Origin of the sequence: Shewanella electrodiphila, assembly GCF_023283985.1 — a bacterium.
GTDB lineage: Bacteria > Pseudomonadota > Gammaproteobacteria > Enterobacterales > Shewanellaceae > Shewanella > Shewanella electrodiphila.
This window is the reverse complement of the sequence record NZ_JAKIKU010000003.1, coordinates 337,260-363,807: the sequence shown is the minus strand read 5'-3', so window position 1 is coordinate 363,807 and position 26,548 is coordinate 337,260. Positions and strand designations below refer to the sequence as shown.

Below are 26,548 nucleotides of genomic sequence, written 5' to 3'. Positions count from 1 at the left end.
AGAATAAGGCGTTATTCCCGCTTATTCCCAACATTCAATTCTTGCTACAAAAGTCTTTAATTAAACACGTCTGAGTAAATTATAGTTGTGTATTTCTATATTGCACAATTAATGCGCTATAAATGAATGTTTAACGTATATAAATCGTCATATTTAACTAATACTGCTTAAATCACTAGCGAAATTAGCCTATTAAAGCTGTTTAACTTTTGGATGATTTTAACTTTAATGCTCACTTTAACGCCTAATTTTAGACTGATTCGATTTTATCTTTGACCAATTCTCTCGGTAAATTATTCTTCAGGCGGTGACCTAAGTGTTTTACTACGCCCAATGGCTTGTGATGAAAGCTTACTATCATTTCACCAGCAGGGGTTATATCTAAGCCGTTAACTTCATTGGTTGGAATATCGCGTCCCATCAAAAACTCAATAGCTTGCTGACGATTAAGCTCAATAACGCTATCTTGATTTTCAATAAAGTCACTTAAGGCGATAATGGCTTCATGTTTAGCTTTAAAACCTTTTTTCATTACGTCAGCCAGTTTAAATCCAATGCGTTGAAAACGCATTAAGCCGATAAAATGGCTGAATTGCTCTGGAAATAACCAATATTCATCGTCGCGGATCATAACGTTATATTGCTTAGGTAAGCTGATGTTGAAGCTCTGACAAAAATACTCAGAAACGGCTATGGTCTGCGTTGGGTTAGCTGAAACAAACGGGAAGTTTCGCTGTTGTTTGGGGCATTTCTTCAAGCGAGGTACAGATGCGGTCTTGATGATTTTAGCGACAAAGAAGCCTTCGCTGTCAAATATTTGTGGCCAAACATGTAGAAAACCTTCTTCTGTACAGGCTTGCTCAGCGCCTGCGAATAAATTATTTAATGAGGCGAATTTCACTGCTTCGGGGTATTGCTGCTGGATATAGTGACAAATTTGCTGGTTTTCAATTTGGCTTAGTGTACAAGTTGAATAAACTAAAGCGCCACCGGGCTTTAATGCTAAAAAGGCTGATTCAATAAGTTGTTTCTGGGTTTCTGCAATGTCTGTGACATCGTCGAGTTGCCAATTTTTCAATGCATTTACATCTTTGCGTACTGTGCCTTCACCACCACAGGGGGCATCTAGCAAAATGGCATCAAACTTTTCGTAAAGATATTCACCGAATACCTTGCCGTCAAAATGGGTTAATGCTGTTTGACGGACCCCCATGCGTTGTACATTGGCATGCAAAATTTTAACGCGGCTAGATGAGTATTCATTGGCTATCAGTAAGCCTTGGTTGTTCATTAATGCGGCAAGCTGGGTTGTTTTAGAGCCAGGGGCGGAAGCAACATCTAAAACAATATCCGCTTGATAAGTTTCATTGGTGCCTAAATCGTTAAATAATGCTTCTGGCGGCAACATTGAACTGGCTTCTTGAATATAAAAAAGCCCTTGAATATGTTCTACACAATTGCCAGGTTGTTGGTTTTCGTTATGGGTTATCCAAAAACCTTCTTTACACCATGGAATAGGTTCAAATTCCCAGCCTTTTGAATACATAACCTGTTTAAAGTCGGCTATTGAAATCTTTAGCGTATTAATGCGTATAGATTTTCTTAAAGGGCGATGACAAGCTGCAACAAACTCTTCCATATCAAGATGTTTTGGAAGTTCTGCGGCAATGTGGGTGAGGTAATCTGGATTAATTTGAGCCATAGTAAAATATTTCGATAAAAACAACTGTGTAATAATGAAATAGATTATATCATGCATTAACAAGAGTTAGGTTATCCCCGTGGACTAAGCATCAGTTCTAAACGGGTTAGCATTGGTCATAATGATGGAGTATTAAGTGCTGAATCGAGTTTGGTTATTGTTCTTTATAACGGCAGCTATTGCCATCATTGTGCAACTATTTAATGGCCATGTTGAAGTGCTGAGTGACTCAGTCAATGCGATTTTTAGTAGTGCGAAACTTGCTGCTGAGATCTCAATTGGACTCATTGGTGTGTTGGCGCTCTGGATGGGCTTGATGCAAGTGGGTGAGAAGGCGGGTGTTGTAGCGGTGTTTGCACGATTGTTCGAGCCGTTATTATCCAAGTTGATGCCTGAAGTGCCAAGAGGACACCCAGCTTATGGCAGTATGTCGATGAACTTAACTGCAAATATGCTAGGACTTGATAATGCTGCAACTCCACTTGGCCTTAAGGCGATGCATGACTTACAGAGTTTAAACCCCGAAAAAAGCGTTGCGACCAATGCGCAAATTTTGTTCTTAGTACTCAATACTTCTTCTGTAACATTAGTGCCTGTAACAGTATTTTTATATCGTGCTCAACAAGGCGCTGCTGCCCCCGCAGATGTTTTCTTACCCATTTTACTTGCCACAGTTGCATCAACTTTAGTGGGGCTGTCAGTTGTGGCTATTGTGCAACGTATCTCTTTATTAAATAGTGTTGTGCTTGCTTACGGTGCAACCTTAATCAGTGTGCTTATTGCCAGTGTATTTTATTTAATGACTTTATCAGTTGAGGCTATTGGCACTTTATCTACCGCCATAGGTAACGGTATTTTACTGGTGCTAATTTTAAGTTTTATACTGATTGCTGGTTATAGAAAGGTTGCCATATATGATGAGTTTGTAGAAGGCGCTAAAGGCGGCTTTTCCCAAGCTATTATGCTGATCCCTTACTTATTGGCGATGTTATTGGCAATAGGGTTATTAAGGGCTTCAGGCGCGTTAGATTTCGCTTTACAGGGTTTATCAAGCTTAGTGACCTTATTCGGCTTTGATAACCGATTTGTTGATGCGATGCCGACAGCATTAATGAAGCCTTTTAGTGGCTCAGGAGCAAGAGCAATGATGCTTGAAACGATGGACCACCATGGTGTTGATTCATTTGCTGGGCGATTATCAGCTATTTTTCAAGGCAGCACAGAAACTACATTTTATGTTCTCGCGGTATATTTTGGCTCTGTTGGCATTCGAAATAGTCGCCATGCGCTTGGCTGTGGTTTAGCTGCTGATGTCGGCGGTATCATGGCTGCTATTGGGGTTTGTTACTGGTTTTACGGATAAAGACTTAAAGGAGCCATAAGGGTAGAGTCATCATATCTGCTGACTCATATTACATTTGCTCAATAAAAAAGTCGGCATATGCCGACTTTTTTGGATTGAACATTTTATGGCTTTACCTGTTCAGGCTGCCATCTGCGCCATTCTTCTTTCATCTTGTTATAAAGATCAAAACGGCTATTATCTGATAGTTTATTCTGCTCTGAAGTCACATCCTCAGTAACAACTGATATACCACCTGACAGTAATGTTTCTAGTGAACCCGTTTCAATTTGCGCACCAGAGAAAATACCCACTTCTAATTTAATACCAGAAGCATCCCAAAAACGACTGCTTTGGTTCACTAGGTGGGTGTATTGCTTTTCAATGTGTGAATACATTAAGACTTTGTTGCCGTTATCCGACAATGTATAACCATCAACTTGACCGATTGAAATACCTCTAAAGAATATTGGCGTGCCCACTTTTATCGAACCCAGTTGGCTATCTTCAAGTATGAGCGTTAAAGCATCATCTTCAATGTCAGCATCATAACGAGCTGATAAATGAGCTTCAAAAGTATCTATAGCATCGCTGACTTTACCGGGTATCACACCGATATATGGACCTGTTATCAAGGTTTCAGGCGCTTTAATGCCTGCTAATGAAATTTGCGCATCGACAATAAAGTATTCTGTATCAGCTTTAGTGAAGTGACCTGCATACTCTCCATATAAATAAGCGCTTGCCGTTAATGTATTAAGATCTTGGTTAAGCTTTACTTGCTGAACGACACCAATCAGATGCCCTTGAAATCGAATCGCGGCTTTAGCTGCTACTTTTGCTTCAGCAGGTAAAACTAACGTAATCGTTTGCGCTTGTTTCAAGGCTAGCTCTTTTGAATCGTATAATCTTTGTTGATTTCCGATTAGCTCATCACTTAACAGCCCTAAACTTAAACTGCCTTTTAGCGCACCCTCAAGTGGCGCCACATTCACTTCAACACCGGATAAACTCGCATTAATATTGGCAGCATCATTACGCCAGAAGACACTATTATCTCGTATTAGCTGACTAAATTTATTTTGAATTGCGACGCTAATAGAAAACTGGTCTGTTTTATTATTCCAATTAACTTCAGTTACTTTACCGATTTGCATTTTTTTATAATAAATCGGTGAGCCGTCTGAAAGGCCTGCGCCATCGATACTGTCAAGGGTTAGCGTGGTGACACTATTTTTACTTAATGTCGCAGTAGCATGATCTGTTGAACGGTAAAGTGCAAATTGGCTATTTGCTCTTACTAACGCTTTGGTTTTGCCTCTGACTAATGAAACTGCACCGGCTATAACAGTGTTTAAGTCACGGGTGGTCACACTAACACCATCGAGTGAAGCATCTATGGTTAATGCTGATTCAGACACAAAATGACTATCGGTAGTGATAAGACCTTTATATTCTGGCAGGATCTCTACTTGGTACTCAACGCCACTAAAGTCTTTAGTAAAGGTCACTCGAGTGATCTCACCAATTGGCATTTGTTTGTATCGAACTTCAGCCCCTGCAGTGAGACCACTATGCTCATCAGAGCTGAGCTGGATCTTGAGTTTACTGTCATTCAATAAGTCTGGTGATTGCTCAAGTAATGTAAATTTCTCAGGTAAGGTTTCGTCAGATACACCAGGAAGTACATTAACGACGCTACCTGTCAGTAAGCGACTAACATGCTTAACTCCATCCATTGAAATATCAGCACCCGCTACCCAAAACTGACTATCAGCATTTAAAAGGTGTTGATATTCAATATCAAACTTAGCTGAAAACTTAACGCCATTTTCAGTCAGTTGAGTTTGATGAATCTTACCGACTTCAATACCGCGATATACCAATGCAGAGCCTTGGTTAATCTCATCGGCATTATCTGCTGTTAATACAAACTCAACCCCTTTTACAGCGCTTTCTTCATCTGGATATAAAACGTAATTATCGCCGGTGATTGCTTTGTCCGCTTTAATATCAGAGTTAAAACTAATCCCGCCAGCGAGCAATGACGCTAAACTTTCAGTATTTACTTTTATACCAGAAAGTGAGGCATCAATTTTAAGTCCTGACACATTCCAAAATTGCGAATTCTGGTTAACAAGGTGAGCATACTGCTGCTCAATAAACGTGCTAATGATAATAGTGTCACTGTCTATCAAGCGATAATTAACGACTTTACCGACAGGTACTTGGCGGTAAAACACTAAAGAGCCTACATCTAATGAACCTAAAGTTGGGGTCGTTAGCTTAACAACGATACCTTCTTCTTCATTGGGGATCATTGACGGGGCTTCAGTGGATGCAATGAACTCAGATGTTGAACTACCATCACCCGGTTCAATCGCAATATAATTTCCTGAAAATAGGGTATCTAGCCCTTCAATTCCCGTAATACTGGCTTTTGGCGTAACCAGCCAAAAAAGGGTGTTCTTATTTAGGAAAGGATCAGAGCGATAATCCATCACAATTTTGACATTTACCCCTGATAAGTCCTTATCAAGGCTGATGTCAGTGACTTTACCAACAGTTAATCCTTGGTATTTTACTAAGGTTTTACCAACATCAATACCAATGGCACTGGGGAAATGAACTTGTATTTCAATTCCTGACTCTTTGATACTTTTCACTCCAAGCCAAGCTCCCAGAACGAGAGCCACAATTGGCAGTAACCAAATTGGAGAGAAGAGTTTCTTTTTAACGACTTTTGGTGATTCAATTCGTGTCATTGTTTTTTTCCAAGCGATCCCAAAGTAAACGTGTATCAAGTACCTTTGCAGCTAACTGGGTCAATAAAATGACCAGCGCGAAGGCTGTTGCTGCAGGTGCAGGTTTTGCATCAAGAAGTTGTCCCATATTCACTACCGCCACTGTTAAAGCAATAACGAATAAATCAAGCATAGACCATCGACCAATCCACTCAATGATATGAAATCCCACCATGAGCTTCTTTTTTGAAACGGGAAGATTAAAACTGATTGCTGACAAATATATCGCCAAGCCTACAATCTTTAACCATGGCACTAAAATACTGGCGGTAAAGACGATAATCGCGATTGGGATCATGTCTGAATGAACCAAATGTACAATGCCAGTAAAAATCGTGTCGTAGGTCACTTTGCCTTGGTTAGTTAGCATTGTGATTGGGTAAATATTAGCGGGTATTAATAATATGGCGGCGGTAATTAGTAATGCCCAGCTTTGCTGTAGGCTTTGATAATTGCGCGGCTGAATTTTAGAATGGCAACGACTACAACGCCCTTGGTCGATAGGGTTAATATTGCGACATGTACCACAAAGCGTCATGCCAATATCTTTACCTTGTTGGCCAAGATTGGATTTATTAGTGGCGTTATCTTCTTGCAACATCTTTGTCTCAGTACTTGTAGACTCAGTACACGTTGACGCTTGAGTCGTTGAGTGTGAAGTATTATTCGTCATGAACCATTCTCCACATATGTTCTAAGTTATATTCTCGCTGTAAGAACAGGATAACCAAAAATAACATCCCAAAACAAAAAGTGCCCATGCCTAAATAGATATCTGAAAAGTCAGATAAATTGAATGCTGCGACTAAAAAAGAAATGACATAGATTTCTAACATTGTTAATTGAGAAAGTACGCCATGGTTTTTCAGCAATTTACGATATGTCTGTTGCCAAAAAGCTGAATGAAGTCGGCGCTTTACAATGATAATTTGCAGCAATATCGACAATATAAGTAATCCTGGAGCGACGACCGCTGCAGCGATAACGGCGACAGCAACAATCCAGTAACCCTGAACCCAAACAGCAAATGCACTTTCATAAACTGTGGTTGCTCGAATACTGCCTAAAAAATGTATTTCAAGCACGGGAAGAAAATTAGCAGGGATATAAAACAGAATGGCTGTAATACATAGGGCAAGCATGCCATTTAAAGAGCAATATGGCACATCATACAGTGCCGTATGACAACGTGGACATAGTGCACGAACATTAGAGGGCAAAGCACGGCGCTGCACAGCTAAATCACAAGAGCGGCACAATATAATAGTGTCTTGATCTAAATTTTTGGGCATATAAAAGCTAAAACCATCCATTTAGTAAATATGAGCAGCGAAACAATGATCCAAGTTGAGACATATTATAGCCACTTATTGCGACTAATTATGACCACTATCTGAGTTTATTCATCATGATTCGAGTTACAATGAAATGAGATAATACCAGAATAATCAGAATACTTGCATCAGAAGTTAGTTCTATGACACTCTATGCACTGTATATAAAAACAGTAAGAGGTTAATCATGGCGGTAATTACAAAGTTTGTCGTGGTCAGAGAAGGGGTGGAAAAGATGACGTTCACATCTAAAAAAGAAGCCGATGCCTATGACAAAATGCTCGATATTGCGGATAACTTAGTTCCTTTTATTACTAGTGCTGAGTTAAAAATTGACGAAAATAGTGTAGAGAAACTTGCTTTTTATCTTGCATCTAATAAAGATGAACTCGCAAATCTACTCAAAGGCGTCGTAAAAGCTAAGCCTGCAGCTAAACCTGCAGCCAAAAAAGCACCCAAAAAAGCGGCAGCAGAATAAAAGAATAGTTAGGAAGTAAAATGAAAGCTGAAATGTATGACACCTTGAACAGACAAGTGTTGGCCTTAATGGAAGGCGAAGACGACTTAATTGCTGGTATGGCAAATTTCTCAGCCTTATTAAATGACAATTTGGATGATATCAATTGGGTTGGCTTTTATATTAAGCGCAACGACCAATTAGTGTTAGGACCATTTCAAGGAAAAGTTGCTTGTACACGCATTGTGATTGGCAAAGGTGTATGTGGCACAGCTGCAGCCATAGATGAAACTCAACTTGTTGAAGATGTCCACCAATTTGAAGGTCATATTGCTTGCGATGCAGCCAGTAATTCGGAAATTGTAGTGCCAGTTCATGACGGGAAAAATGTCATAGCAGTGTTAGATATTGATAGTCCTTCTTTGAATCGTTTTGATAAAGATGATCAAAAAGGCTTAGAAATCTTAGTTAAAAGCTTCGAATCTTGCTTATTTGCTTAATTTGCGAACAAATAAGCTAAATTGCAGGTCGCAATCGCTGACATGGGCTTTATAATACTGAGCTGCACGCATTACTATGTTTAAAATTTATTTACTGTAAATATGCAGGCAAGTAAGTTAATTTGTTAGGGCATGTTTCAATTGCTTTAGCAATCATGTAGGAAATGCTAATTTGAACGTTAAGCAAGACTCTGTTTAACGAAAGATAAACGACTGTAACTAGCTAAGATAGCTATAAACCAGTCCCCTTATATAACGTGGAAGTAAAAATGGAATCAACAGACAAGTTGACCGACACCAACGCAGTTTTAGCGTATTTATATGAAACATTTCCTTTATGCTTTATTGCAGAAGGTGAAACTAAGCCATTAAAAATTGGGTTGTTTCAAGATTTAGCTGAAAGGTTGGCTGATGATTCTAAAGTAAGTAAAACACAATTGCGTGTTGCACTTAGACGTTATACAAGTAGCTGGCGCTACCTTAAAGGTGTTAAAACCGGCGTTCAACGTATTGATCTTGACGGACAAGACTGTGGCGAACTTGAGCAAGAGCATATCGATCATGCTCAGCAGACTTTAAAAGAAGGTCAAGAAAAAGCCAAGGCTAAGCGTCAAGCACAAGCTGCTAAAGCAAATCCTAAGAAGCCAGCTAAAAAAGCACCTTCTTCAAAAGCAGCTCCGGTTAAGAAAGACCGCCCAGCTAAGCCTAAAAAGCCTGCTGCACCAAAAGTTAATTATGTCCCAGCAAAATTTGACGAGCTTAAACAAAAACAACGTGTTAGTGTCAAGTTAGGACAAAATCCTGTCGCTGGCGTTATCACTGATATCAAGAAAGAAGATGTCCATGTACAGCTTGATTCTGGTTTAGTCGTTAAAGTACGTGCAGAGCATATTTTATTATCGTGATCATTTAAGGAGTAACTTGTTGATGCGAAAACTCACTTTGGCTGCGTCGATTGCCACTTTATTTGTCGGTTTTTCGGCTTGGGCAATTTCACCAACTATTCAAATCAACGAGTTACCTAAACTTGAGCAAGAGCCTCAACACAAGGTTGCGAGTAAGAGGGTAACGAATTTATTCACACGCTCTCATTACCATCGCTTTGAACTTGATGATGCTTTTTCTGAGTTGATTTATGATCGTTATCTACAACAGCTAGATTTCAGACGTAATGTGCTTACACAAGCAGATGTTGATAGCTTTAAACAATATCAACATCTGTTTGACGATATGGTCAAAACAGGCAATATCGAACCTGCTTTCAATATGTTCTCTTTATTGCAACAACGTCGCTATGAACGTTTTGCTTACGCACTGACTTTATTAGACAAAGAATTCGACTTCACAGAAGCCGATGATGCCTATGAGTTTGACCGCGAAGAAGCTACATGGCCAAAAGATGAAGCAGAATTAAATGAACTTTGGCGCCAACGTGTCAAATACGATGCATTAAATTTAAAACTTGCTGATAAAGACTGGGAAGAAACAGTCGAAATTCTTGGCAAGCGTTACAACAATGCCATCAAACGTTTAAGTCAAACACACAGTGAAGATGTGTTCCAAGGTGTTATGAATGCCTTTGCACGCACTGTTGAACCTCATACAAGTTATCTCTCTCCACGTAATGCTGAACGTTTCCAAATGGAAATGAACCTAAGCCTTGAAGGTATTGGTGCAGTGTTGCAAATGGATGATGATTACACGGTAATTAAAAGCTTGGTTGCTGGTGGTCCTGCCGCGAGCAGTGAAAAACTATCTCCAGAAGACAAAATTATTGGTGTCGGTCAAAAAGACGAAGAGATAGTCGATGTCATCGGGTGGCGATTAGATGATGTTGTTGAATTAATTAAAGGCCCTAAAGGCAGTGAAGTTAATCTTCAAATTTTGCCTAACAAAGGTGGCGCAAACGCGAAAGCATTTGAAGTGACGATTGTTCGTGACAAAATTCGCTTAGAAGATCGCGCTGCAACCTCTAAAGTTGTTGAGCCTACTGAAGGCGAATACGCTAACCGTAAAGTCGGTGTTATTCAAATTCCGGGTTTTTACATGAACTTATCCGTTGATGTAGAAAAAGAAATTGCTAAATTAAAAGAAGATAACGTTGAAGGTATTATCATTGATTTACGTGGTAATGGCGGCGGTGCATTAACCGAAGCGACATTACTGACTGGTTTATTCATTGATATGGGACCAGTGGTTCAAATCCGTGATGCTAATGGCCGCGTTACTCAAAACCGTGATAATGACGGTAAAAGTGCTTATAGCGGACCATTAACAGTTATGGTTGATCGCTACAGTGCCTCAGCATCAGAGATTTTTGCTGCAGCGCTTCAGGATTATGATCGTGCATTGATTGTAGGTGAGGCGAGCTTTGGTAAAGGTACAGTTCAGCAGCATAAAAGCTTAGGTCGCATTTATGATATGTACGAAAAACCTATTGGGCATGTACAATACACCATAGCTAAGTTTTACCGTATTAATGGCGGTAGTACACAGTTAAAAGGGGTTACTCCAGATATCAATTTCCCTAGTGCACTTGAGCCTGGTGAATATGGTGAATCTGAAGAGAAGAACGCATTACCATGGGATAAAGTTCCGGTAGCGCAATACGGTACTTTAGGTAATATCTACCCTGAATTGGTATCTAAACTTGATACCAAGCATCAGCAGCGTATCAAAACCGATGTAGAATTTGGTTATATCTTTGATGATATTGCTGAATTTAAAAAGCATCATGATGATAAAACGATTTCATTAGTGGAAAGTGAGCGCATTGCTTCTCGTGAAGAAGATGAAAAGCGTATTCTTGACCGCACTAATGAGCGTCGTGTTAAAAATGGTCTTGAGCCTTTAGCATCACTTGATGAAGAAGATGAAGAAGCCACTGAAACTGATGCAGAATCAACAGAAGTTGCTGAAAACGAAACGGCAGATGCTGAAGAGTCTGAAGAAGACGAATTAGAAGTACCGGATGCGTTTTTAGAAGAAACAGCATTAATCACCCTAGACATGGTTGATGCTAAAAAATCTGCAGTGAAATAAACGCTATTTCATTGTCAAAAAACGCGCTTTTAGCGCGTTTTTTATTATGTAAATTTTATGCCCGTTAAATGCTAAGTGTTATTCAAGGATTATTTATGACTCAAGCTCAAGCAAAACATTTAAAAGACTATCAAGCACCGACTTTCACTATTAGTCACATCGAGTTAGATTTTAATTTAAAGGGTTCAGACACTGAAGTTATTGCGATAAGCAAAATACAAAGGGTAGGCGAGCACAGCGAAGCATTGGTGCTAGTAGGCGAGCAAATTAATTTAGTGTCTGTGCATATCAATGGCGAGCCAGCTGATTACCAAGAAAAAGATAACCAATTATCTATCAGCACCTCTTTAAATGATTTTGAGTTAATGCTCGTTACTAAGCAAGATCCTGAAGCAAACTCAAGCCTAGAAGGCTTATATATGTCTGATGGCGCTTACTGTACCCAATGTGAAGCTGAAGGCTTCAGAAGGATCACTTACTTCCTTGACCGTCCTGATGTTTTAGCTATCTATACGGTAAGAATCGAAGCTGACAAAGCGGCATTCCCGTTTTTATTAAGCAATGGTAATTTGGTTGAAAAGGGCGATGTGAGTGAATCACGTCAATTTGTGCGTTGGGAAGATCCATTCCCAAAACCTAGCTATTTATTTGCCCTTGTAGCAGGAGACTTCGATTTACTTGAAGATAAGTTTATTACTCGTAGTGGCCGAGAGGTAAAACTGCAAGTATTTGTAGATAAAGGAAACTTACATAAAGCTGACCATGCAATGGTGTCGTTACAAAAATCGATGGAATGGGATGAAAGCCGTTTTGATTTAGAATACGACCTCGATATTTATATGATTGTTGCCGTTGATTTTTTCAATATGGGCGCGATGGAAAATAAAGGCTTAAACGTGTTTAACACTAAATACGTATTAGCTGATACCGCCAGTGCGACAGATGAAGATTATCATGGTATTGAATCGGTTGTTGGCCATGAGTATTTCCATAACTGGACCGGTAACCGTGTGACGTGTCGTGACTGGTTCCAGTTAAGCTTAAAAGAAGGCTTAACGGTATTTAGAGATCAAGAGTTCAGTTCAGATTTAGGCTCTCGTGCTGTCAATCGTATTCAAGCCATTCGCGTCATGAAGAATCAACAGTTCGCTGAAGATGCAGGCCCAATGTCTCATCCAATTCGTCCTGAATCTGTTATTGAAATGAATAACTTCTATACCGTGACTGTTTATAACAAAGGCGCTGAAGTTATTAGAATGATGCATACCATATTAGGTGAGCAAAATTTCCAGTTAGGGATGAAATGTTATTTCGAACGCCATGATGGCCAAGCAGTAACTTGTGATGATTTCGTCAATGCAATGGAAACGGCGAGTGGTATCGACTTAACCTTATTCAGAAATTGGTACAGCCAAGCCGGTACCCCAGTGGTTACTGTGGTTGATCAATATGATGCAGATAACAAGCAGTACCAGTTAACTGTCAGTCAATCGGTTACTTCTCAAGGAGTGAAAGGAAACCCTCTGCATATTCCATTCAGCCTTGAGCTATTGAATTCTGCTGGTCAACCTTTAACAAACCAAGTGCTTGATGTGAAAGAAGCTGAACAGACATTTGTATTTGATAATATTGACGCAATGCCAGTGCCTTCTTTACTGCAAGATTTTTCAGCACCAGTTCGCTTAGATTATGAATTTAATGTTGACCAACTTGTACATCTAACACGTTTTGCATCAAGCGAAGTAGCACGTTGGGAAGCTTCTGTTGGTTTATTCAGCCAAGCTGTTTGGCAAAATGTCGCCAGTTTAGTTGCTAAAGAGGCAATGCATCTCGATGCTAGAGTGATTGAAGCAATAAGAGGCATTATTCTAGATGAAAGCTTAGACAAAGCGTTAGTGGCAGAAATACTGGCATTCCCGAGTGCGGCTGCTTTAATTGAACAGGTTGAAACTGTCGACTTAGATGCTTTACAAGCTGCTAGAGAATTTGTTATCGATGAACTTGCTGAAGCCTGTTTAGATGAGTTAGTGACGCGTTATCGTTCATTGATTAAGGAAGATAATGCAGCTTCGCGAGCTTTTAAGAATATCTGTTTAGTATTGTTATCGCGTGTGTCATCAGAATATGAAGGCTTAGTGACTGAGCAATATCATGCAGCTACGAATATGACCGATAGCCTAGCTGCACTTAAAGCTGCGGTTTCAGGTCAGTTAACTTGTCAACAAACGTTGATGGCAGACTTTGAGCAAAAGTGGATTTCAACGCCACTGGTTATGGATAAATGGTTTAGTTTACAAGCTTCACAAAACACGCCTGAAGTCTTAACAGAAATCAAAGCACTCACTGAACATGAAAGTTTTAGCTTTAACAATCCAAATAGAGTGCGTTCGTTAATTGGCTTCTTTGTCGCTGCAAATACTTACCAGTTCCATGATGCGAGCGGTAGTGGTTACGAATACTTAACGGATATCTTGGTTAAACTGAATGAGTTGAACCCGCAAATTGCTGCCAGAATGATCACACCACTTATTCAGTTCAGTAAATTTGATGATGGCCGCCAACAGAAAATGAAAGCCTGTTTATTACGATTAAAAGCGCTACCTAACCTATCGAAAGATTTGTTTGAGAAAGTAGAAAAGGCATTAGAACACGCTTAATCTAAAATTGGGTGACGGTTTATCATTTTTAATGCTAGATCGTTGCCTATCACTATTTCACTCTATAATTTGTAGTAATTGAGTTATGCAATTTATATTTTCAATGTACATCAGTTTTAAAGATTTTCTTCCTTATTACCAAGGCACAGTTAAAAATGTCGAGGTAAAGGATATTAATGGCAAAATTTTACACATAAATGGTAAATATTTTAGACCATTTGTGACCTCTGCAGGGATACAGGGGCAATTCATTTTGCAACTAGAACCTGCTGGAAAATTTATTTCTCTTAATAAAGTTTAGAGTAATTACTTCAAACGACCAATTGATTGTTAAATGGTAATTTAGCTTCACTTGGTTTTATGTAACCTGTTGAAAAAATTCTATTTTTCTTTCGTTTTTACTGCTTGTAGTCAATTCGTGTGATCCAATTCAAATAAGCGTTCGATTATTCTGTATTAATTTCTCCTAACTGCACCAATTCGTTAACAAATTTTCTGTTTTTTGAACTTGCTCAATGATGTTAATTGCTGTAACAATGGTGTTGCCTGCAGGCTAACAAAATGTTGGTTCAAATCCTATAACAACGAATCCGGCAGGTTACGGAGAGAAGCAAAAATGAATATTGTTAAAAGACGCTTTAACAAGTCGGCACTCGCTTTGGGGGTGGTGTCGGCATTGACTTTAGGGATGAGCAGTAGCGCTAATGCTGTATCATTTGATTGGGGTGAAGTACAAGGCACCTTTGACTCAACATGGACAGTCGGCGCAAGCTGGCGTGTTTCTGAGCGTGATTGGGAAGGCCAAATCGGTAAAGTTAACCAGCCACAGTTTGATTGGTCTGGTTATTCTGGTTTCGGTGCGCCATTTGGGCAAACGCCTATCTATTCTTCAGCTCAAATTTGGGGCCAGCCTGGTTCATACTCAAGTAACAACGACTTAAGTAACTTACTCTATTCTCAGGGTGACACTACCTCTGAACGTTTTAAAGGTTTGCACGAGCTATCTTTAGAATATAAGAACTTCGGTTTGTTTGTACGTGGCATGTATTTTTATGATCGCAAATTAAGTGATGGCGATTTTGATTATAATGATCCATTGACTGGCAAAGAATATGATCCTTGTGAGGATAGCCGAGCAGAAGAAGTTCAATGTAAAGACATTCGTTTATTAGATGCATTTGTTTACGGTAACTTTGACTTAAATGATGGTAAAAACCCATTATCAGTTCGTATCGGTAACCAAGTTGTTTCTTGGGGTGAAAGCACATTAATTCCTCACGGTATTGGTGTCATTAACCCAGTTGATTTAAATATCTTGAATACACCTGGTGCTGAACTTAAAGAAGCTTTCCGTCCGCAAGGAATGGTTTGGGCATCGTTAGGTGTTACCGAAAATTTAAATGTTGAAGCTTATTATCAATATGATTGGGAGCCAGTTTGGGTTCCATCTGCGGGTTCTAACTTTGCAACCAATGACTTTGTTGGTTTTGGTGGTTATAACCAAAACGCTCAGTTAGGTTTCAACTCAAACCCTGATATCAATCTTGATTTTTTAATGTCTGAGTATGCCGCGCTTTATGGTGCAGCAGCTGCGGCTAATTTTGATCCTGCATTCGCAGCTTACATGGTGCCATATGCTACTAAAGTGGCTTTACTTCAAGATGAAGCAGAACCAAGTGATGATGGTCAATACGGTATCAAGTTAGGTTATTACGCGCCGAGTTTAGGTGAAACTGAATTTGGCTTGTACTACATGAACTATCACAGTCGCCGCCCTATTATCAGCGGTACAGCATCTAACTTTAGCAGTGAAGCTTTAGCAAGAGACTACGGCCGTTTAGCTGCAAGTGGCGGTGAAATTGACCGTGAGTTGATGCTTAGTATGGAATCGTTTACTAAGGCTCAAGTGGTATACCCTGAAGATATTCAATTGTACGGCGCGAGTTTTAACACCTTAGTCGGTGACACATCTGTTGCGGGTGAAGTTTCTCACCGTGTTGATGAACCATTACAAATTGATGACGTTGAATTGTTATTTGCAGGTATGCCACAGCAACTTGCTAATGCTGGTCTACGCCCTGATTTAGATGGTGTGTCGCAAATTGAAGGTGTAGAGGCTGGTGAAACAATTGATGGTTTCATTTTATCTGATACGACTCAAGCTCAATTTACATTGACACATTTATTTGGTCCTACCTTTGGAACAGATAATTTAACCATGCTTGCTGAAGTCGGTGGTGTGTGGATCCATGACATGCCTGGTTTTGATGAACTACGCTTAAATGGTCCTGGTACCGCGCGTTCAGGTGGTAACCCTGATATGCCAGGTATTATCGAAGCCTTGCATGATGGTCCTGAAACGAATCCATTCCCAACTGATTTTGCTTGGGGTTATCGTTTAGTGGCTAAAGCTGACTACAATAATATCTTTGCTGGCGTGAACATGTCTCCACGTGTGATTTTCTCTCACGATGTTGACGGTATCACTCCTGATCCAATGTTCTTATTTACTGAAGGTCGTAAATCAGTTGCTTTAGGCGTTAGTTTTGATTATCGCAGCCGCTGGGGAGCAGATATTTCTTACAACAACTTCTTTGGTGGTGTAGGAACAACAAATGCAATGACTGACCGAGATTACGTCTCGTTTAACGTCAAGTATTCTATCTAGAAGGATAATAATAATGAAGAAACTGACGATATTATCGGCTGCAATGATCATGGCGTTTAGTGCGCCAGCAGCGATGGCGAAAGTATCTGAAGCTGAAGCAGCTAAATTGGGTAATGAACTTACGCCAATTGGTGCTGTTAAAGCGGGTAATGCTGACGGTTCTATTCCTGCTTGGGATAATGGTATTACTTCTCCAGTTGCTGGCTATGAAAAGGGAATGCATCATCCAGATCCTTTTCCTTCTGATAAAATTTTGTTCACCATTACAAATGCTAACAAAGCACAGTACGCTGAATTTTTAACGCCGGGTCAAAACAAGCTTTTTGAATTATACCCAGATACATACAAAATGAATGTGTATGAAAGTCGTCGTACGGCTTCTTTACCTCAGTATGTCTATGATGCAACTAAAGCTAACGCCTTAAATGCAGAGTTGGTTGCTAATGGTAACGGTGTAAGTGGCGCTTCTATTAGTGTGCCATTTCCAATTCCAAATAATGGTTTAGAAGTGATTTGGAACCACATCCTGCGTTATCGTGGTGTTGATATCAAAACTGCTCGTAGCCAAGCGGCTCCAACGGCAGGTGGTTCTTATACGTTAATTGAAACGGCTGAAGAAATTCGCTTTAGCTACAGCCGTCCTGAAGTGACTCTGGATCAATTAAAAGAATCAAATACTTTGTTCTTCTTTAAACAAGTTGTACGTCAACCTGCGCGTCTTGCAGGTACTGCTTTGCTTGTTAAAGAGACAATGGATCAAGAAGCACTTCCGCGCCAAGCTTGGACTTATAACACAGGTCAACGCCGTGTTCGTAAAGCGCCAAATGTTGCCTTTGATACACCAGGTACAGTGTCTGATGGTCTAAGAACAACTGATGATTTCGATATGTTTAACGGATCGCCTGTGCGTTATAACTGGGAACTGGTCGGTAAGAAAGAGCTTTATATCCCTTACAACGATTACAAACTTCATTCAGATTCACTTGAATATGATCAAATCTTAAAACCAGGTCATATCAACCCTGAATTTGCTCGTTGGGAAAAGCACCGTGTTTGGGAAGTTAAAGCAACCCTTAAAGATGGCATGCGTCATATTTATAAAACACGTGTTTTCTATATCGATGAAGATTCATGGCAGGTTTCGCTAACGGATATGTACGATAACCGTGATGAGTTATACCGTGTAGGTACAGCACATTCGATTAACTACTACGAAGTTCCAACACATTGGAGCACGTTAGAAATTTTCCACGATTTACAATCTCGTCGTTATTTAGCAATGGGATTAGATAATGAAGGCCGCATGTACGATTTCGATGCTAAGCTTTCTGAAGCTAATTTCACACCTGACGCATTACGTCGCGCAGGTATTCGCTAAGACCTTTATGGGGCGCATTGCGCCCCTATTATTTCTAAGGAAGTTTGTATGTCGTTTCGCACACTTCGCAATGTTGTCGCAATCAGCTTAGGTTGTTTAATTTCTACTGCGCCAGTCCATGCTCAATTCGATCCTCTTACCGTTCAAATACAGCCACTCGCTGAGTCTTCATTAGTTCTAGATATTGCCAAAGCAGGTGAAAACCTTGTTGCGGTGGGTGAACGCGGTCATGTGTTAGTTAAACAACAAGATTGGCAACAAGTGAGTTCACCAGTAATTTCCCAATTAACCAAAGTGTTCTTTTTAAATGAAAAGCAAGGCTGGGCGGTAGGTCATGATGCAACCATCATTCACACTGAAGATGGTGGGTTAACTTGGCAAGTACAATTCCAATCTACAGAAGTTGAAAAACCGCTTTTGGATATTTTATTTTTTAATGAAAATGAAGGTATTGCCGTTGGCGCGTATGGTTTGTTTTATCGCACAGCTGATGGTGGCAAGCATTGGGTTCAAGAGTTTCATGAAGAATTACTATTCCCTGAAGATGTCTCATACCTTGCTGATTTAAAAGCTGAAGATGAAGCTTTATATTTATCAGAAAGATCAGCGTTATTACCTCACTTTAACCGTGTTATCCAATTAGCTGATAATCGACTGTTGATGGTAGGTGAATTAGGACTTGTCGCCACATCTGATGATAATGGCGTAACGTTTGTTACACAGCCTTTTGATTATGAAGGTTCAATGTTTAATGCTATTGAAACGGACGGCGCAGTGTTTGTCATGGGCTTACGTGGCCATGTTTTCAAAACCGATAAGCAATTCAGTCAATGGCAAGAAATCGCTTTACCGGTGAAGTCTTCAATTAATAACGCTTATATTACTGATTCTGGATCTTTGTACCTTGTTGGTAACGCAGGTGTTGTTATCGAGTTAGATAGTACTGATAAAGCTAATATCATTGCACGTAGACAAGGCGAAAATATCGTCGCTATTGAAAGTGATAATCAAGGTCAAGTTTGGTTTGCAGGTTCAAAAGGTTTATTTCAGCTCAAATAGAGTCGCTTAAGCTTTACGATGGATTTGTTCAGTGACGGGGCAAGTAAACGTGTCTGGAAGATACGGTTACGGTGTAAATTGAGCAAAATAAACACTAAGTTAGTGTAAAAATAAAACAACAATAATAGGGCCGATAAGATGTTAGAAAAACTGGTCAATGGATTTGAAACCCATCTTTTCAGAAACCGCATGTGGGTGATTTTGTCATTCATGTTAATTACACTTTTTCTTGGTTATCAAGCAAGCCAATTAAAAATGGATGCGGCTTTTAGTAAAAACATACCGCTTAATCATGAGTACATGAAAACCTATACAAAGCATCAAAAAGATTTTGGTGGTGCGAATAGGATTATGGTGTCTGTTGAAGACACTAGCGGTAATATATTTAATCCTGAATATTTCGAAACCCTTAAACAGGTTCATGATGAACTGTTTTTTATCCCGGGTGTAGAGCGTTCCCAAGTTAAGTCTTTATATTCTCCTTCAACACGTTTTACTGAAGTTGTTGAAGATGGTTTTGCTGGCGGACCAGTGATACCTGCAGATTTTCGTAACGATGAATATGGCCTGAATGTTGTTCGTGACAATGTGGAAAAGGCAGGTATTGTTGGTCGTTTAGTATCAAATGATTATTCATCAGCGATGTTAACTGCGCAGTTAATGGATTTTGTGGCTAAAACAGACGAAGAAATGGCCGAGTCTGAAGGTGCTGAAAAAGATATTACGACTAAACCACTCAACACGATTCAATTCGCTAAACAATTAGAAAATCAATTACGTGGCAAATACGAAACGGAAACGATTAAAATCCATATTATTGGATTTGCTAAAATGGCAGGTGATGTCGCAGAAGGGGCAAAAGGCGTATTACTGTTTTTCTTGATTGCGATTTTGATTACTGCAGTCATGGTGTATTTATTTTCTAAGTCGTTAATTCTAACGGTTCTCCCACTTGTGTGCAGCCTTGTTGCTGTTTTCTGGCAGCTAGGGTTATTAACTGTGGTCGGTTTTGGCTTAGATCCTATGTCAATTCTAGTACCGTTTTTAGTGTTCGCAATTGGCGTTAGTCATGGCGTTCAAATGATCAATGCTGTTAGACGTCGTGTACTCGATGGTCAAAATACCAAAGCAGCTTCAGCATCGGCATTTCGCAGTTTATTAGTGCCGGGCGGCGTAGCGCTATTATCTGATACCGTTGGTTTTTTAACGTTATTGGCTATTGATATTGGTATTATCCGAGAACTCGCAATTTCAGCTTCATTGGGTGTGGCTGTTATTATTTTAACCAATCTCATTTTATTGCCTTTGGTGATTTCATACACCACGATTAAGCCAGAAAAAGAAGATCCAGTTAAAAAAGCCAAAATTGAAGGTTTGTGGCGCAGCTTGTCAAAATTCGCGACACCTAAATATGCTGTCATTGTATTAGTTTGCACCGCAGTGCTATACGGCTTTGGTTTTCAGCAAGCAAGCAATATCAAAATTGGTGACTTGCAGGGCGGTGCGCCAGCACTTCATTTAGATTCTCGATATAACCAAGATACTTTCCATATAACAGACAATTATTCAATTACGACTGATTATATGACTGTGATTGTTGAAGCGACACCTGAAGCCTGTACATATCATTCCATTCTAAATGAAATTGATCAGTTTGAATGGATGGTTGGCAATACACCAGGTGTTGAGTCGACAGCAAGTTTAGCGTCAGTCTCTAAGCGAGTGAATGCCGGTTTCAACGAGGGTAATCCTAAATGGCAAGTGCTTCCTCGTACCACAGCGAGCTTAGTGCAAGCTGTAGGCCGTGTGCCAACTACCTCTGGATTACTTAACGGTAATTGTTCAGTGATGCCAGTTTTCTTGTTCTTAAAAGATCATAAAGCAGAAACCATTGAAGTTGTGACTGCCAAAGTAAAACAAGTTGCTGAGCAGCTTAATACTGACACATTGCAGTTTAAATTAGCTTCAGGGCCAGTTGGCGTGATGGCAGCTACAAATGAGGCTGTTAGCGAAGCACAGCTACCTATGATGATTTATGTTTATGGCGCGGTGTTTGTTTTATGTCTCATCAGCTTCCGTTCAATTAAAGCGACTATCGCCGTGATTGTGCCTTTATATGTGGTTTCAACATTAGCGCAAGCATTAATGACGTGGCTAGATATCGGTTTAGCGGTGAGTACATTACCTGTTATTGCATTGGGTGTGGGTATTGGCGTGGATTACGGTATTTATATTTTATCGACCATGTCAGGTAAACTTACTCAAGGTATGGCAGTCCAGCAAGCCTACTTTGAAGCCTTAGTTGAACGTGGTAGTGCGGTCATCTTTACAGGGTTAACTTTAGCTATTGGTGTGAGTACTTGGTTCTTTTCAGCACTTAAGTTCCAAATGGACATGGGTATTTTGTTAACTTTCATGTTTTTAGTAAATATGTTGGGTGCGATAATTATTTTACCTGCGTTGTCAGCGGTATTCTGGCGCAAACCCAAGTAAATAAACGGTTTGAAAATATTAAGAGGAGCTTAGGCTCCTCTTTTTTTTGCATAGTTAGTCTATCTAAACGCTTGATTGGTCAAATAGTGACTATAATTCTATAGTTAACAAGGATTTTAGAGGATCTACCACTAAAATAGTGCTCGATATAGCAGTTAATTAGTAATAAACTTTGCTCCAGATCTCAGTTTTAGACTGAATCAACAAGCCGAAGCATCCAATATAATGATAAAAGCGCTGCCATAAACGCTTAAGGAAACTGCAACATGGCCTTTAAAGATGCAATGCCTTCAGTACTACTAGAAAATGTAGTCAATTTAATTCATAAAAAAATCCCTAATTCTCAAGCTAAACAAGTTGAGCAATTTGCCAATTGTATATACGCCCATATGTCAAAAGACGACTTAAATGCTCGTAATGACAGCGACCTTTATGGTGCCGTATTAAGCCTTTGGAATGCGCTAAACAAATCAGCTAAAACCAACAGCCACATCCGTGTGTTTAACCCAAGTCAGTCGAAACATGGCTGGCAGTCTACCCATAGTATTATTGAAATTATTCAACCAGATATGCCTTTCTTGGTTGATTCAGTGACTATGGCATTAAACCGCATGGGCATTACGGCGCACATGGTGTTACATACACCGTTAGCATTAGTTCGTGATGAGGAATTGGTTAAAGAAGTTTCTTTTATTAAAGATGCACCTGAAGCAACTGAAAATGTTGCGGTATTTTTAATTGAAATCGATCGTCAAAGTAGCGAAGCCGATATTAAAGCCATTGGTAAAGAACTTGAGTCAGTTTTTGCTGATGTTGTGTCTTCAGTTGATGATTGGCAGCAAATGTCAGATAAGTTAACCGAGACGGTTAAGCAATTACCAAAACAACCATTTCCAGGCGATAAAGCTGAAATGGAAGAAGCGACTAAATTCCTAACTTATCTCAATAATCATCATTTTACATTACTTGGTTACAGACATTACGAGTTAAAGCGTGTTGAAGGTGATGTTGAGTTAGTACCAGATTTGGATTCAAGCTTAGGCTTAATGAGCCGCTCGAGTGCTGAACATGCAGATCGTGGATTACTTTTGTCTACGTTCTCAGCTTCTGCCCGTAAAGAAGCGCTGGATGAAAGCTTATTAGTGCTTACTAAAAGCTCAACCAAAAGTCGTGTACATCGCCCTGCATATGTCGATTATGTGGGTATCAAACGTTTTGATAAAGCAGGTAATGTCATAGGCGAAGACCGATTCTTAGGCCTATATGCTTCTAATTTATATAATCGAAGCCCACGTGAAATTCCGCTACTTGCTGGTAAAGTTGAACGCGTTATGGAGCAGTCAGGTTTAACGCCTCGCTCTCATGACTATAAAGCGTTAATGAATATCCTTGAGAACTTACCTCGCGATGAGCTGATACAAGCTAAAGAAGATGAGCTTGCTCATATCGCTCGCGGCGTTTTAGAAATGCAAGATCGTGACAAATTAAAGTTATTTGTCCGTAAAGACGGTTTTGGTCGTTTCTTATCTTGTTTGGTGTATGTATCAAAAGATCGTTACAACACCAAATTACGTCAAGATACACAACGCATTTTGGCTCAACATTTTAACAGTAGTGAAGATGTTGAATTTACCACTTACTTCTCAGAATCAACTTTAGCGCGTACTCATTACATCATTAAAGTTGACAATAATAATATGGACGTCGATGTGGCTGCTATTGAGAAAAACCTAATTGAAGCAGCTCGCTCTTGGGAAGATAAACTACATAGTTCACTGAATAATGCTCTTGGTGAGCAGTCAGGAACGGGTCTTATTAAGCGTTACTTCACGGCATTTTCACCGAGTTATAAAGAAGATGTGTTGCCTAGTTCAGCAGTGGTTGATATTCAACACCTTGAAGCATTGAACGACGAACATAAATTGGGCATGCTTTTTTATCAGCCACAAGAAACGGCATTAAATGATAATAAAGTCCGCTTAAAGCTATTTCATAAAGATGAACCTATTCATCTTTCTGATGTGCTACCTATGCTTGAAAACTTTGGTTTGAGGGTCATTAATGAACGCCCGTACGAAGTTAAAACTGCAGATGGTCAAACCTTCTGGATTTTAGACTTCTTAATGACAGTGCAGGGCGCTGCCATTGAAAACCTTGCTGATAGCCAAGATCGTTTTCAAAATGCATTATCACAAGTTTGGGATAAAGAACTTGAAGATGATGGCTTTAACCGAATGATTTTAGCGACCAGCTTAACGGGTCGTGAAGTGTCTATTTTGCGTGCTTACGCTAAATATATGCGTCAAATAGATGCAACTTTTAGTCAGTCATACATTGAAGAAACGTTTAATCGCTATCCGCAAATAGCTGACTTACTAGTTAAAATGTTCATTCGTAAATTTAATCCAAAATTAAAAACTCGTACGTTAAATAAGTTTTTAGAACAGGTGGATTTGCGTCTTGAGGACGTATCGAGCTTAGATGATGATCGTATTATTCGTCGTTATTTAGATTTGATCAACGCAACACTGCGTACCAATTTCTATCAAACATTGAACAAAAACGAAAACAAGCCGTACATTTCGTTTAAGTTCTTACCTGAAGACATTCCTGAAATGCCTCGCCCATTACCGAAATTTGAAATCTTCGTATACTCTCCGCGAGTTGAAGGTGTTCATTTACGTGGCGGTAAAGTAGCGCGTGGTGGTTTACGTTGGTCTGACAGACGTGAAGATTTCCGTACTGAAGTGCTTGGTCTTGTAAAAGCGCAACAGGTTAAAAACACCGTTATTGTACCTGTTGGTGCAAAAGGTGGCTTCGTGTGTAAACAGCTACCAACTGAAGGTGGCCGCGAGGCATTCTTTAATGAAGGCCAAGCATGTTACCGATTATTTATCCGTGGTTTACTTGATATCAGCGACAACATCATTGAAGGCAAAGTGGTACCGCCAAAAGATGTAGTACGTCATGATGAAGATGATGCATACCTCGTTGTTGCAGCTGATAAAGGTACTGCGACTTTCTCTGATATTGCCAACGAAATTGCCATTGAGTATGACTTCTGGTTAGGTGATGCTTTCGCATCTGGCGGCAGTAACGGTTATGACCATAAAAAAATGGGTATTACTGCGAAAGGGGCTTGGGAATCGGTTAAACGTCATTTCCGTGAAGAAGGTATTGATTGCCAAACAACTGATTTTACCTGTTTAGCAGTGGGTGACATGGCAGGCGATGTATTTGGTAACGGTATGTTGTTATCGCGCCATACTAAGCTTGTTGCAGCATTTAACCACATGCATATCTTTGTTGATCCAAACCCGGATACTGAAAAGAGTTACGTAGAGCGTGAGCGTTTGTTTAATCTACCGCGTTCAAGCTGGGAAGATTACAACACTAAATTGATGTCTAAAGGTGGGGTGATTTTTAATCGTTCTGCTAAGTCACTTAAGTTGACTAAAGAAATCAAGGGAATGCTTGAAACTGATTCAGACACCATGACCCCGAACCAGTTAATGCAAGCATTGCTAAAAATGCGTGTTGATTTGATTTGGAATGGTGGTATTGGTACTTACGTTAAAGCGACTTCTGAAACGCATGCTGAAGTTGGCGATCGTGCAAACGATGCTATTCGTGTCAATGGTAATGAATTAAACGCTAAAATCATTGGTGAAGGTGGCAATTTAGGTGCGACACAATTAGGGCGTATTGAATTCGCGGCTAATGGTGGTCGAGTTAATACTGACTTTGTTGATAATGTTGGCGGTGTTGATTGTTCAGATAATGAAGTGAACATTAAAATCTTACTTAATACGTTAGTGGCAGACGGTGAACTTACCGTTAAACAACGTAACCGCTTATTAGAATCAATGACTGATGAAGTGGGGGATATTGTACTTCAAGATTGTAATGATCAAACTCGTACAATTTCAGTGACGCAGGCTCACGGTGTTTCACAATTAAAAGAACACATTCGTTATATTCAGTATCTTGAAAAAGATGGCAAGTTGGATAGAGCGTTAGAGTTCCTTCCAACAGATGATGAACTTGCAGATCGTTTAGCCAATAGCAGAGCATTAACTCGTCCAGAATTATCTGTGTTAGTTGCTTATGGAAAAATGGTATTAAAAGAGCAATTAGTTACAGCAGAAATCACTGAAGATACATTCTTAAGTAAATTGCTAACGGCTTATTTCCCTCAGAAATTACAAGACAAATATGCTGATAAAATGATTGCGCATCCATTGCGCGGTGAAATTATTGCTACATCATTAGCTAATGAACTTGTTAATGACATGGGCTTTAATTTCGTGCAACGCATGCAGGATGAGACAGGTGCCACAGTAGCCGAAGCCGCAATTTGTTATACTATGGCTCGCGAAGTTTTCGGTTTAGCTGATTTAACTCAATCAATTACTGAATTAAACGGTATTGTCTCTGCTGACGTGCAAAGTGAAATGCTACATCAACTACGTCGCAATATGCGTCGTGCTTGTCGCTGGTTCATCCGTCATCGCACCAAAGGTGAGAATATTGAGCAAACAGTGGCGTTCTTCAAACCTGTATTTGAAGAATTAAAGACCAATGTTGATCAGTATATGATTGCTGCTGAAGTGATTGCGATTTCAACTGAAATAAAATCACTAACAGAACAAAAAGTACCTGAGTCTTTAGCACAAGTTGTTGCTAAAATGAGTACCTTGTTCTCAGCGTTAGATATCGCCCAAATTGCCCAAATCGAAGGTAAGTCAGTTCAGCTTGTGGCTGAAACCTATTTCAGACTTGGTGCAAAAGTTGAATTACATTGGTTCCTTGAACAAATTAGTAATCAGCCCGTATCTAACCATTGGCAAGCGCTTGCTCGTGCCGCCTTCAGAGAAGAATTAGATTGGCAGCAACGCGCACTGAGCTCTACTGTGCTGCGAGCGTGTACAGATACTTGTAATGCCGATTCAATTATTCAGCAATGGATAGACAATAACGAGAAGCTATTGGAACGTTGGTTCCACCTATTAGCAGACTTTAAAGTCTCTCAAAGTCATGACTTTGCCAAATTCTCGGTGGCGTTACGTGAACTTAATTTGTTGATCCTTCATTGCGAAGGACCGAGATAAT

16 protein-coding genes are annotated in these 26,548 nt (G+C 39.8%); 12 read left to right on the top strand and 4 right to left on the bottom strand.

Annotated features, from left to right (window positions below):
• Positions 1–250: 250 nt before the first annotated feature.
• Positions 251–1,702: a 16S rRNA (cytosine(1407)-C(5))-methyltransferase RsmF gene (rsmF, locus tag L2737_RS07555; RefSeq protein ID WP_248955328.1), complete on the bottom strand. Its 1,452-nt coding sequence runs from the start codon at positions 1,700–1,702 to the stop codon at positions 251–253.
• 136 nt (positions 1,703–1,838) lie between these two features.
• On the opposite strand from rsmF, the gene L2737_RS07550 reads away from it, so the two are divergent.
• Entirely contained in the window at positions 1,839–3,065 is a 1,227-nt protein-coding gene (locus L2737_RS07550) for a nucleoside recognition domain-containing protein (RefSeq protein ID WP_248955327.1), read from the top strand.
• Between the two features lie 104 nt (positions 3,066–3,169).
• Here L2737_RS07550 and L2737_RS07545 read toward each other — a convergent pair whose 3' ends face one another.
• The 3 genes from L2737_RS07545 to L2737_RS07535 form a co-directional block, all read right to left on the bottom strand.
• Positions 3,170–5,809: an MlaD family protein gene (locus L2737_RS07545; RefSeq protein WP_248955326.1), complete on the bottom strand. Its 2,640-nt coding sequence runs from the start codon at positions 5,807–5,809 to the stop codon at positions 3,170–3,172.
• Positions 5,796–6,449 (bottom strand): paraquat-inducible protein A, encoded by a 654-nt coding sequence (locus L2737_RS07540; protein ID WP_229370409.1) that lies wholly within the window; start codon positions 6,447–6,449, stop codon positions 5,796–5,798. Before L2737_RS07540 ends, L2737_RS07545 begins: the two co-directional genes overlap by 14 nt.
• Before the next feature lie 61 nt (positions 6,450–6,510).
• Positions 6,511–7,140 carry a paraquat-inducible protein A gene (locus L2737_RS07535; RefSeq protein WP_248955325.1) on the bottom strand — a complete coding sequence of 210 codons (630 nt, stop codon included), beginning with the start codon at positions 7,138–7,140 and terminating at the stop codon, positions 6,511–6,513.
• Between the two features lie 229 nt (positions 7,141–7,369).
• On the opposite strand from L2737_RS07535, the gene L2737_RS07530 reads away from it, so the two are divergent.
• From L2737_RS07530 to L2737_RS07480, 11 genes are all read left to right on the top strand, one after another.
• Positions 7,370–7,660: a YebG family protein gene (locus tag L2737_RS07530; RefSeq protein WP_102528732.1), complete on the top strand. Its 291-nt coding sequence runs from the start codon at positions 7,370–7,372 to the stop codon at positions 7,658–7,660.
• Between the two features lie 20 nt (positions 7,661–7,680).
• Positions 7,681–8,139 (top strand): GAF domain-containing protein, encoded by a 459-nt coding sequence (locus L2737_RS07525; protein ID WP_248955324.1) that lies wholly within the window; start codon positions 7,681–7,683, stop codon positions 8,137–8,139.
• 269 nt (positions 8,140–8,408) lie between these two features.
• A complete protein-coding gene (gene proQ, locus L2737_RS07520; protein WP_102528734.1) occupies positions 8,409–9,044 on the top strand; it encodes an RNA chaperone ProQ in 636 nt (211 codons plus the stop codon).
• Between the two features lie 22 nt (positions 9,045–9,066).
• Positions 9,067–11,181, top strand: a complete 2,115-nt coding sequence (gene prc, locus L2737_RS07515) for a carboxy terminal-processing peptidase (protein WP_248955323.1) — start codon at positions 9,067–9,069, stop codon at positions 11,179–11,181.
• 95 nt (positions 11,182–11,276) lie between these two features.
• Entirely contained in the window at positions 11,277–13,838 is a 2,562-nt protein-coding gene (gene pepN / locus L2737_RS07510; RefSeq protein ID WP_248955322.1) for an aminopeptidase N, read from the top strand.
• A gap of 85 nt (positions 13,839–13,923) precedes the next feature.
• The gene (locus L2737_RS07505; protein WP_102528737.1) at positions 13,924–14,139 is read left to right on the top strand and encodes a DUF2835 domain-containing protein; all 216 of its coding nucleotides are present in this window, start codon (positions 13,924–13,926) and stop codon (positions 14,137–14,139) included.
• Positions 14,140–14,454: 315 nt separating this feature from the next.
• The gene (locus tag L2737_RS07500; protein ID WP_102528738.1) at positions 14,455–16,506 is read left to right on the top strand and encodes a DUF1302 domain-containing protein; all 2,052 of its coding nucleotides are present in this window, start codon (positions 14,455–14,457) and stop codon (positions 16,504–16,506) included.
• Between the two features lie 13 nt (positions 16,507–16,519).
• Complete coding sequence (locus tag L2737_RS07495; protein WP_102528739.1) at positions 16,520–17,884, top strand: DUF1329 domain-containing protein; 1,365 nt, start codon at positions 16,520–16,522, stop codon at positions 17,882–17,884.
• 48 nt (positions 17,885–17,932) lie between these two features.
• Complete coding sequence (locus L2737_RS07490) at positions 17,933–18,943, top strand: WD40/YVTN/BNR-like repeat-containing protein (protein ID WP_248955321.1); 1,011 nt, start codon at positions 17,933–17,935, stop codon at positions 18,941–18,943.
• A 138-nt stretch (positions 18,944–19,081) separates the two neighbouring features.
• A complete protein-coding gene (locus L2737_RS07485) occupies positions 19,082–21,436 on the top strand; it encodes an efflux RND transporter permease subunit (protein WP_248955320.1) in 2,355 nt (784 codons plus the stop codon).
• Between the two features lie 266 nt (positions 21,437–21,702).
• The gene (locus L2737_RS07480; RefSeq protein ID WP_102528742.1) at positions 21,703–26,547 is read left to right on the top strand and encodes an NAD-glutamate dehydrogenase; all 4,845 of its coding nucleotides are present in this window, start codon (positions 21,703–21,705) and stop codon (positions 26,545–26,547) included.
• Position 26,548 lies beyond the last annotated feature (1 nt).

Coding starts and splice junctions, on each gene's coding strand:
- L2737_RS07525 (WP_248955324.1), top strand. CDS start 7,681: ATGAAAGCTGAAATGTATGACACCTTGAACAGACAAGTGTTGGCCTTA.
- L2737_RS07505 (WP_102528737.1), top strand. CDS start 13,924: ATGCAATTTATATTTTCAATGTACATCAGTTTTAAAGATTTTCTTCCT.
- prc (WP_248955323.1), top strand. CDS start 9,067: ATGCGAAAACTCACTTTGGCTGCGTCGATTGCCACTTTATTTGTCGGT.
- L2737_RS07485 (WP_248955320.1), top strand. CDS start 19,082: ATGTTAGAAAAACTGGTCAATGGATTTGAAACCCATCTTTTCAGAAAC.
- L2737_RS07490 (WP_248955321.1), top strand. CDS start 17,933: ATGTCGTTTCGCACACTTCGCAATGTTGTCGCAATCAGCTTAGGTTGT.
- L2737_RS07535 (WP_248955325.1), bottom strand. CDS start 7,140: ATGCCCAAAAATTTAGATCAAGACACTATTATATTGTGCCGCTCTTGT.
- L2737_RS07500 (WP_102528738.1), top strand. CDS start 14,455: ATGAATATTGTTAAAAGACGCTTTAACAAGTCGGCACTCGCTTTGGGG.
- pepN (WP_248955322.1), top strand. CDS start 11,277: ATGACTCAAGCTCAAGCAAAACATTTAAAAGACTATCAAGCACCGACT.
- L2737_RS07480 (WP_102528742.1), top strand. CDS start 21,703: ATGGCCTTTAAAGATGCAATGCCTTCAGTACTACTAGAAAATGTAGTC.
- L2737_RS07495 (WP_102528739.1), top strand. CDS start 16,520: ATGAAGAAACTGACGATATTATCGGCTGCAATGATCATGGCGTTTAGT.
- L2737_RS07530 (WP_102528732.1), top strand. CDS start 7,370: ATGGCGGTAATTACAAAGTTTGTCGTGGTCAGAGAAGGGGTGGAAAAG.
- L2737_RS07545 (WP_248955326.1), bottom strand. CDS start 5,809: ATGACACGAATTGAATCACCAAAAGTCGTTAAAAAGAAACTCTTCTCT.
- proQ (WP_102528734.1), top strand. CDS start 8,409: ATGGAATCAACAGACAAGTTGACCGACACCAACGCAGTTTTAGCGTAT.
- rsmF (WP_248955328.1), bottom strand. CDS start 1,702: ATGGCTCAAATTAATCCAGATTACCTCACCCACATTGCCGCAGAACTT.
- L2737_RS07540 (WP_229370409.1), bottom strand. CDS start 6,449: ATGTTGCAAGAAGATAACGCCACTAATAAATCCAATCTTGGCCAACAA.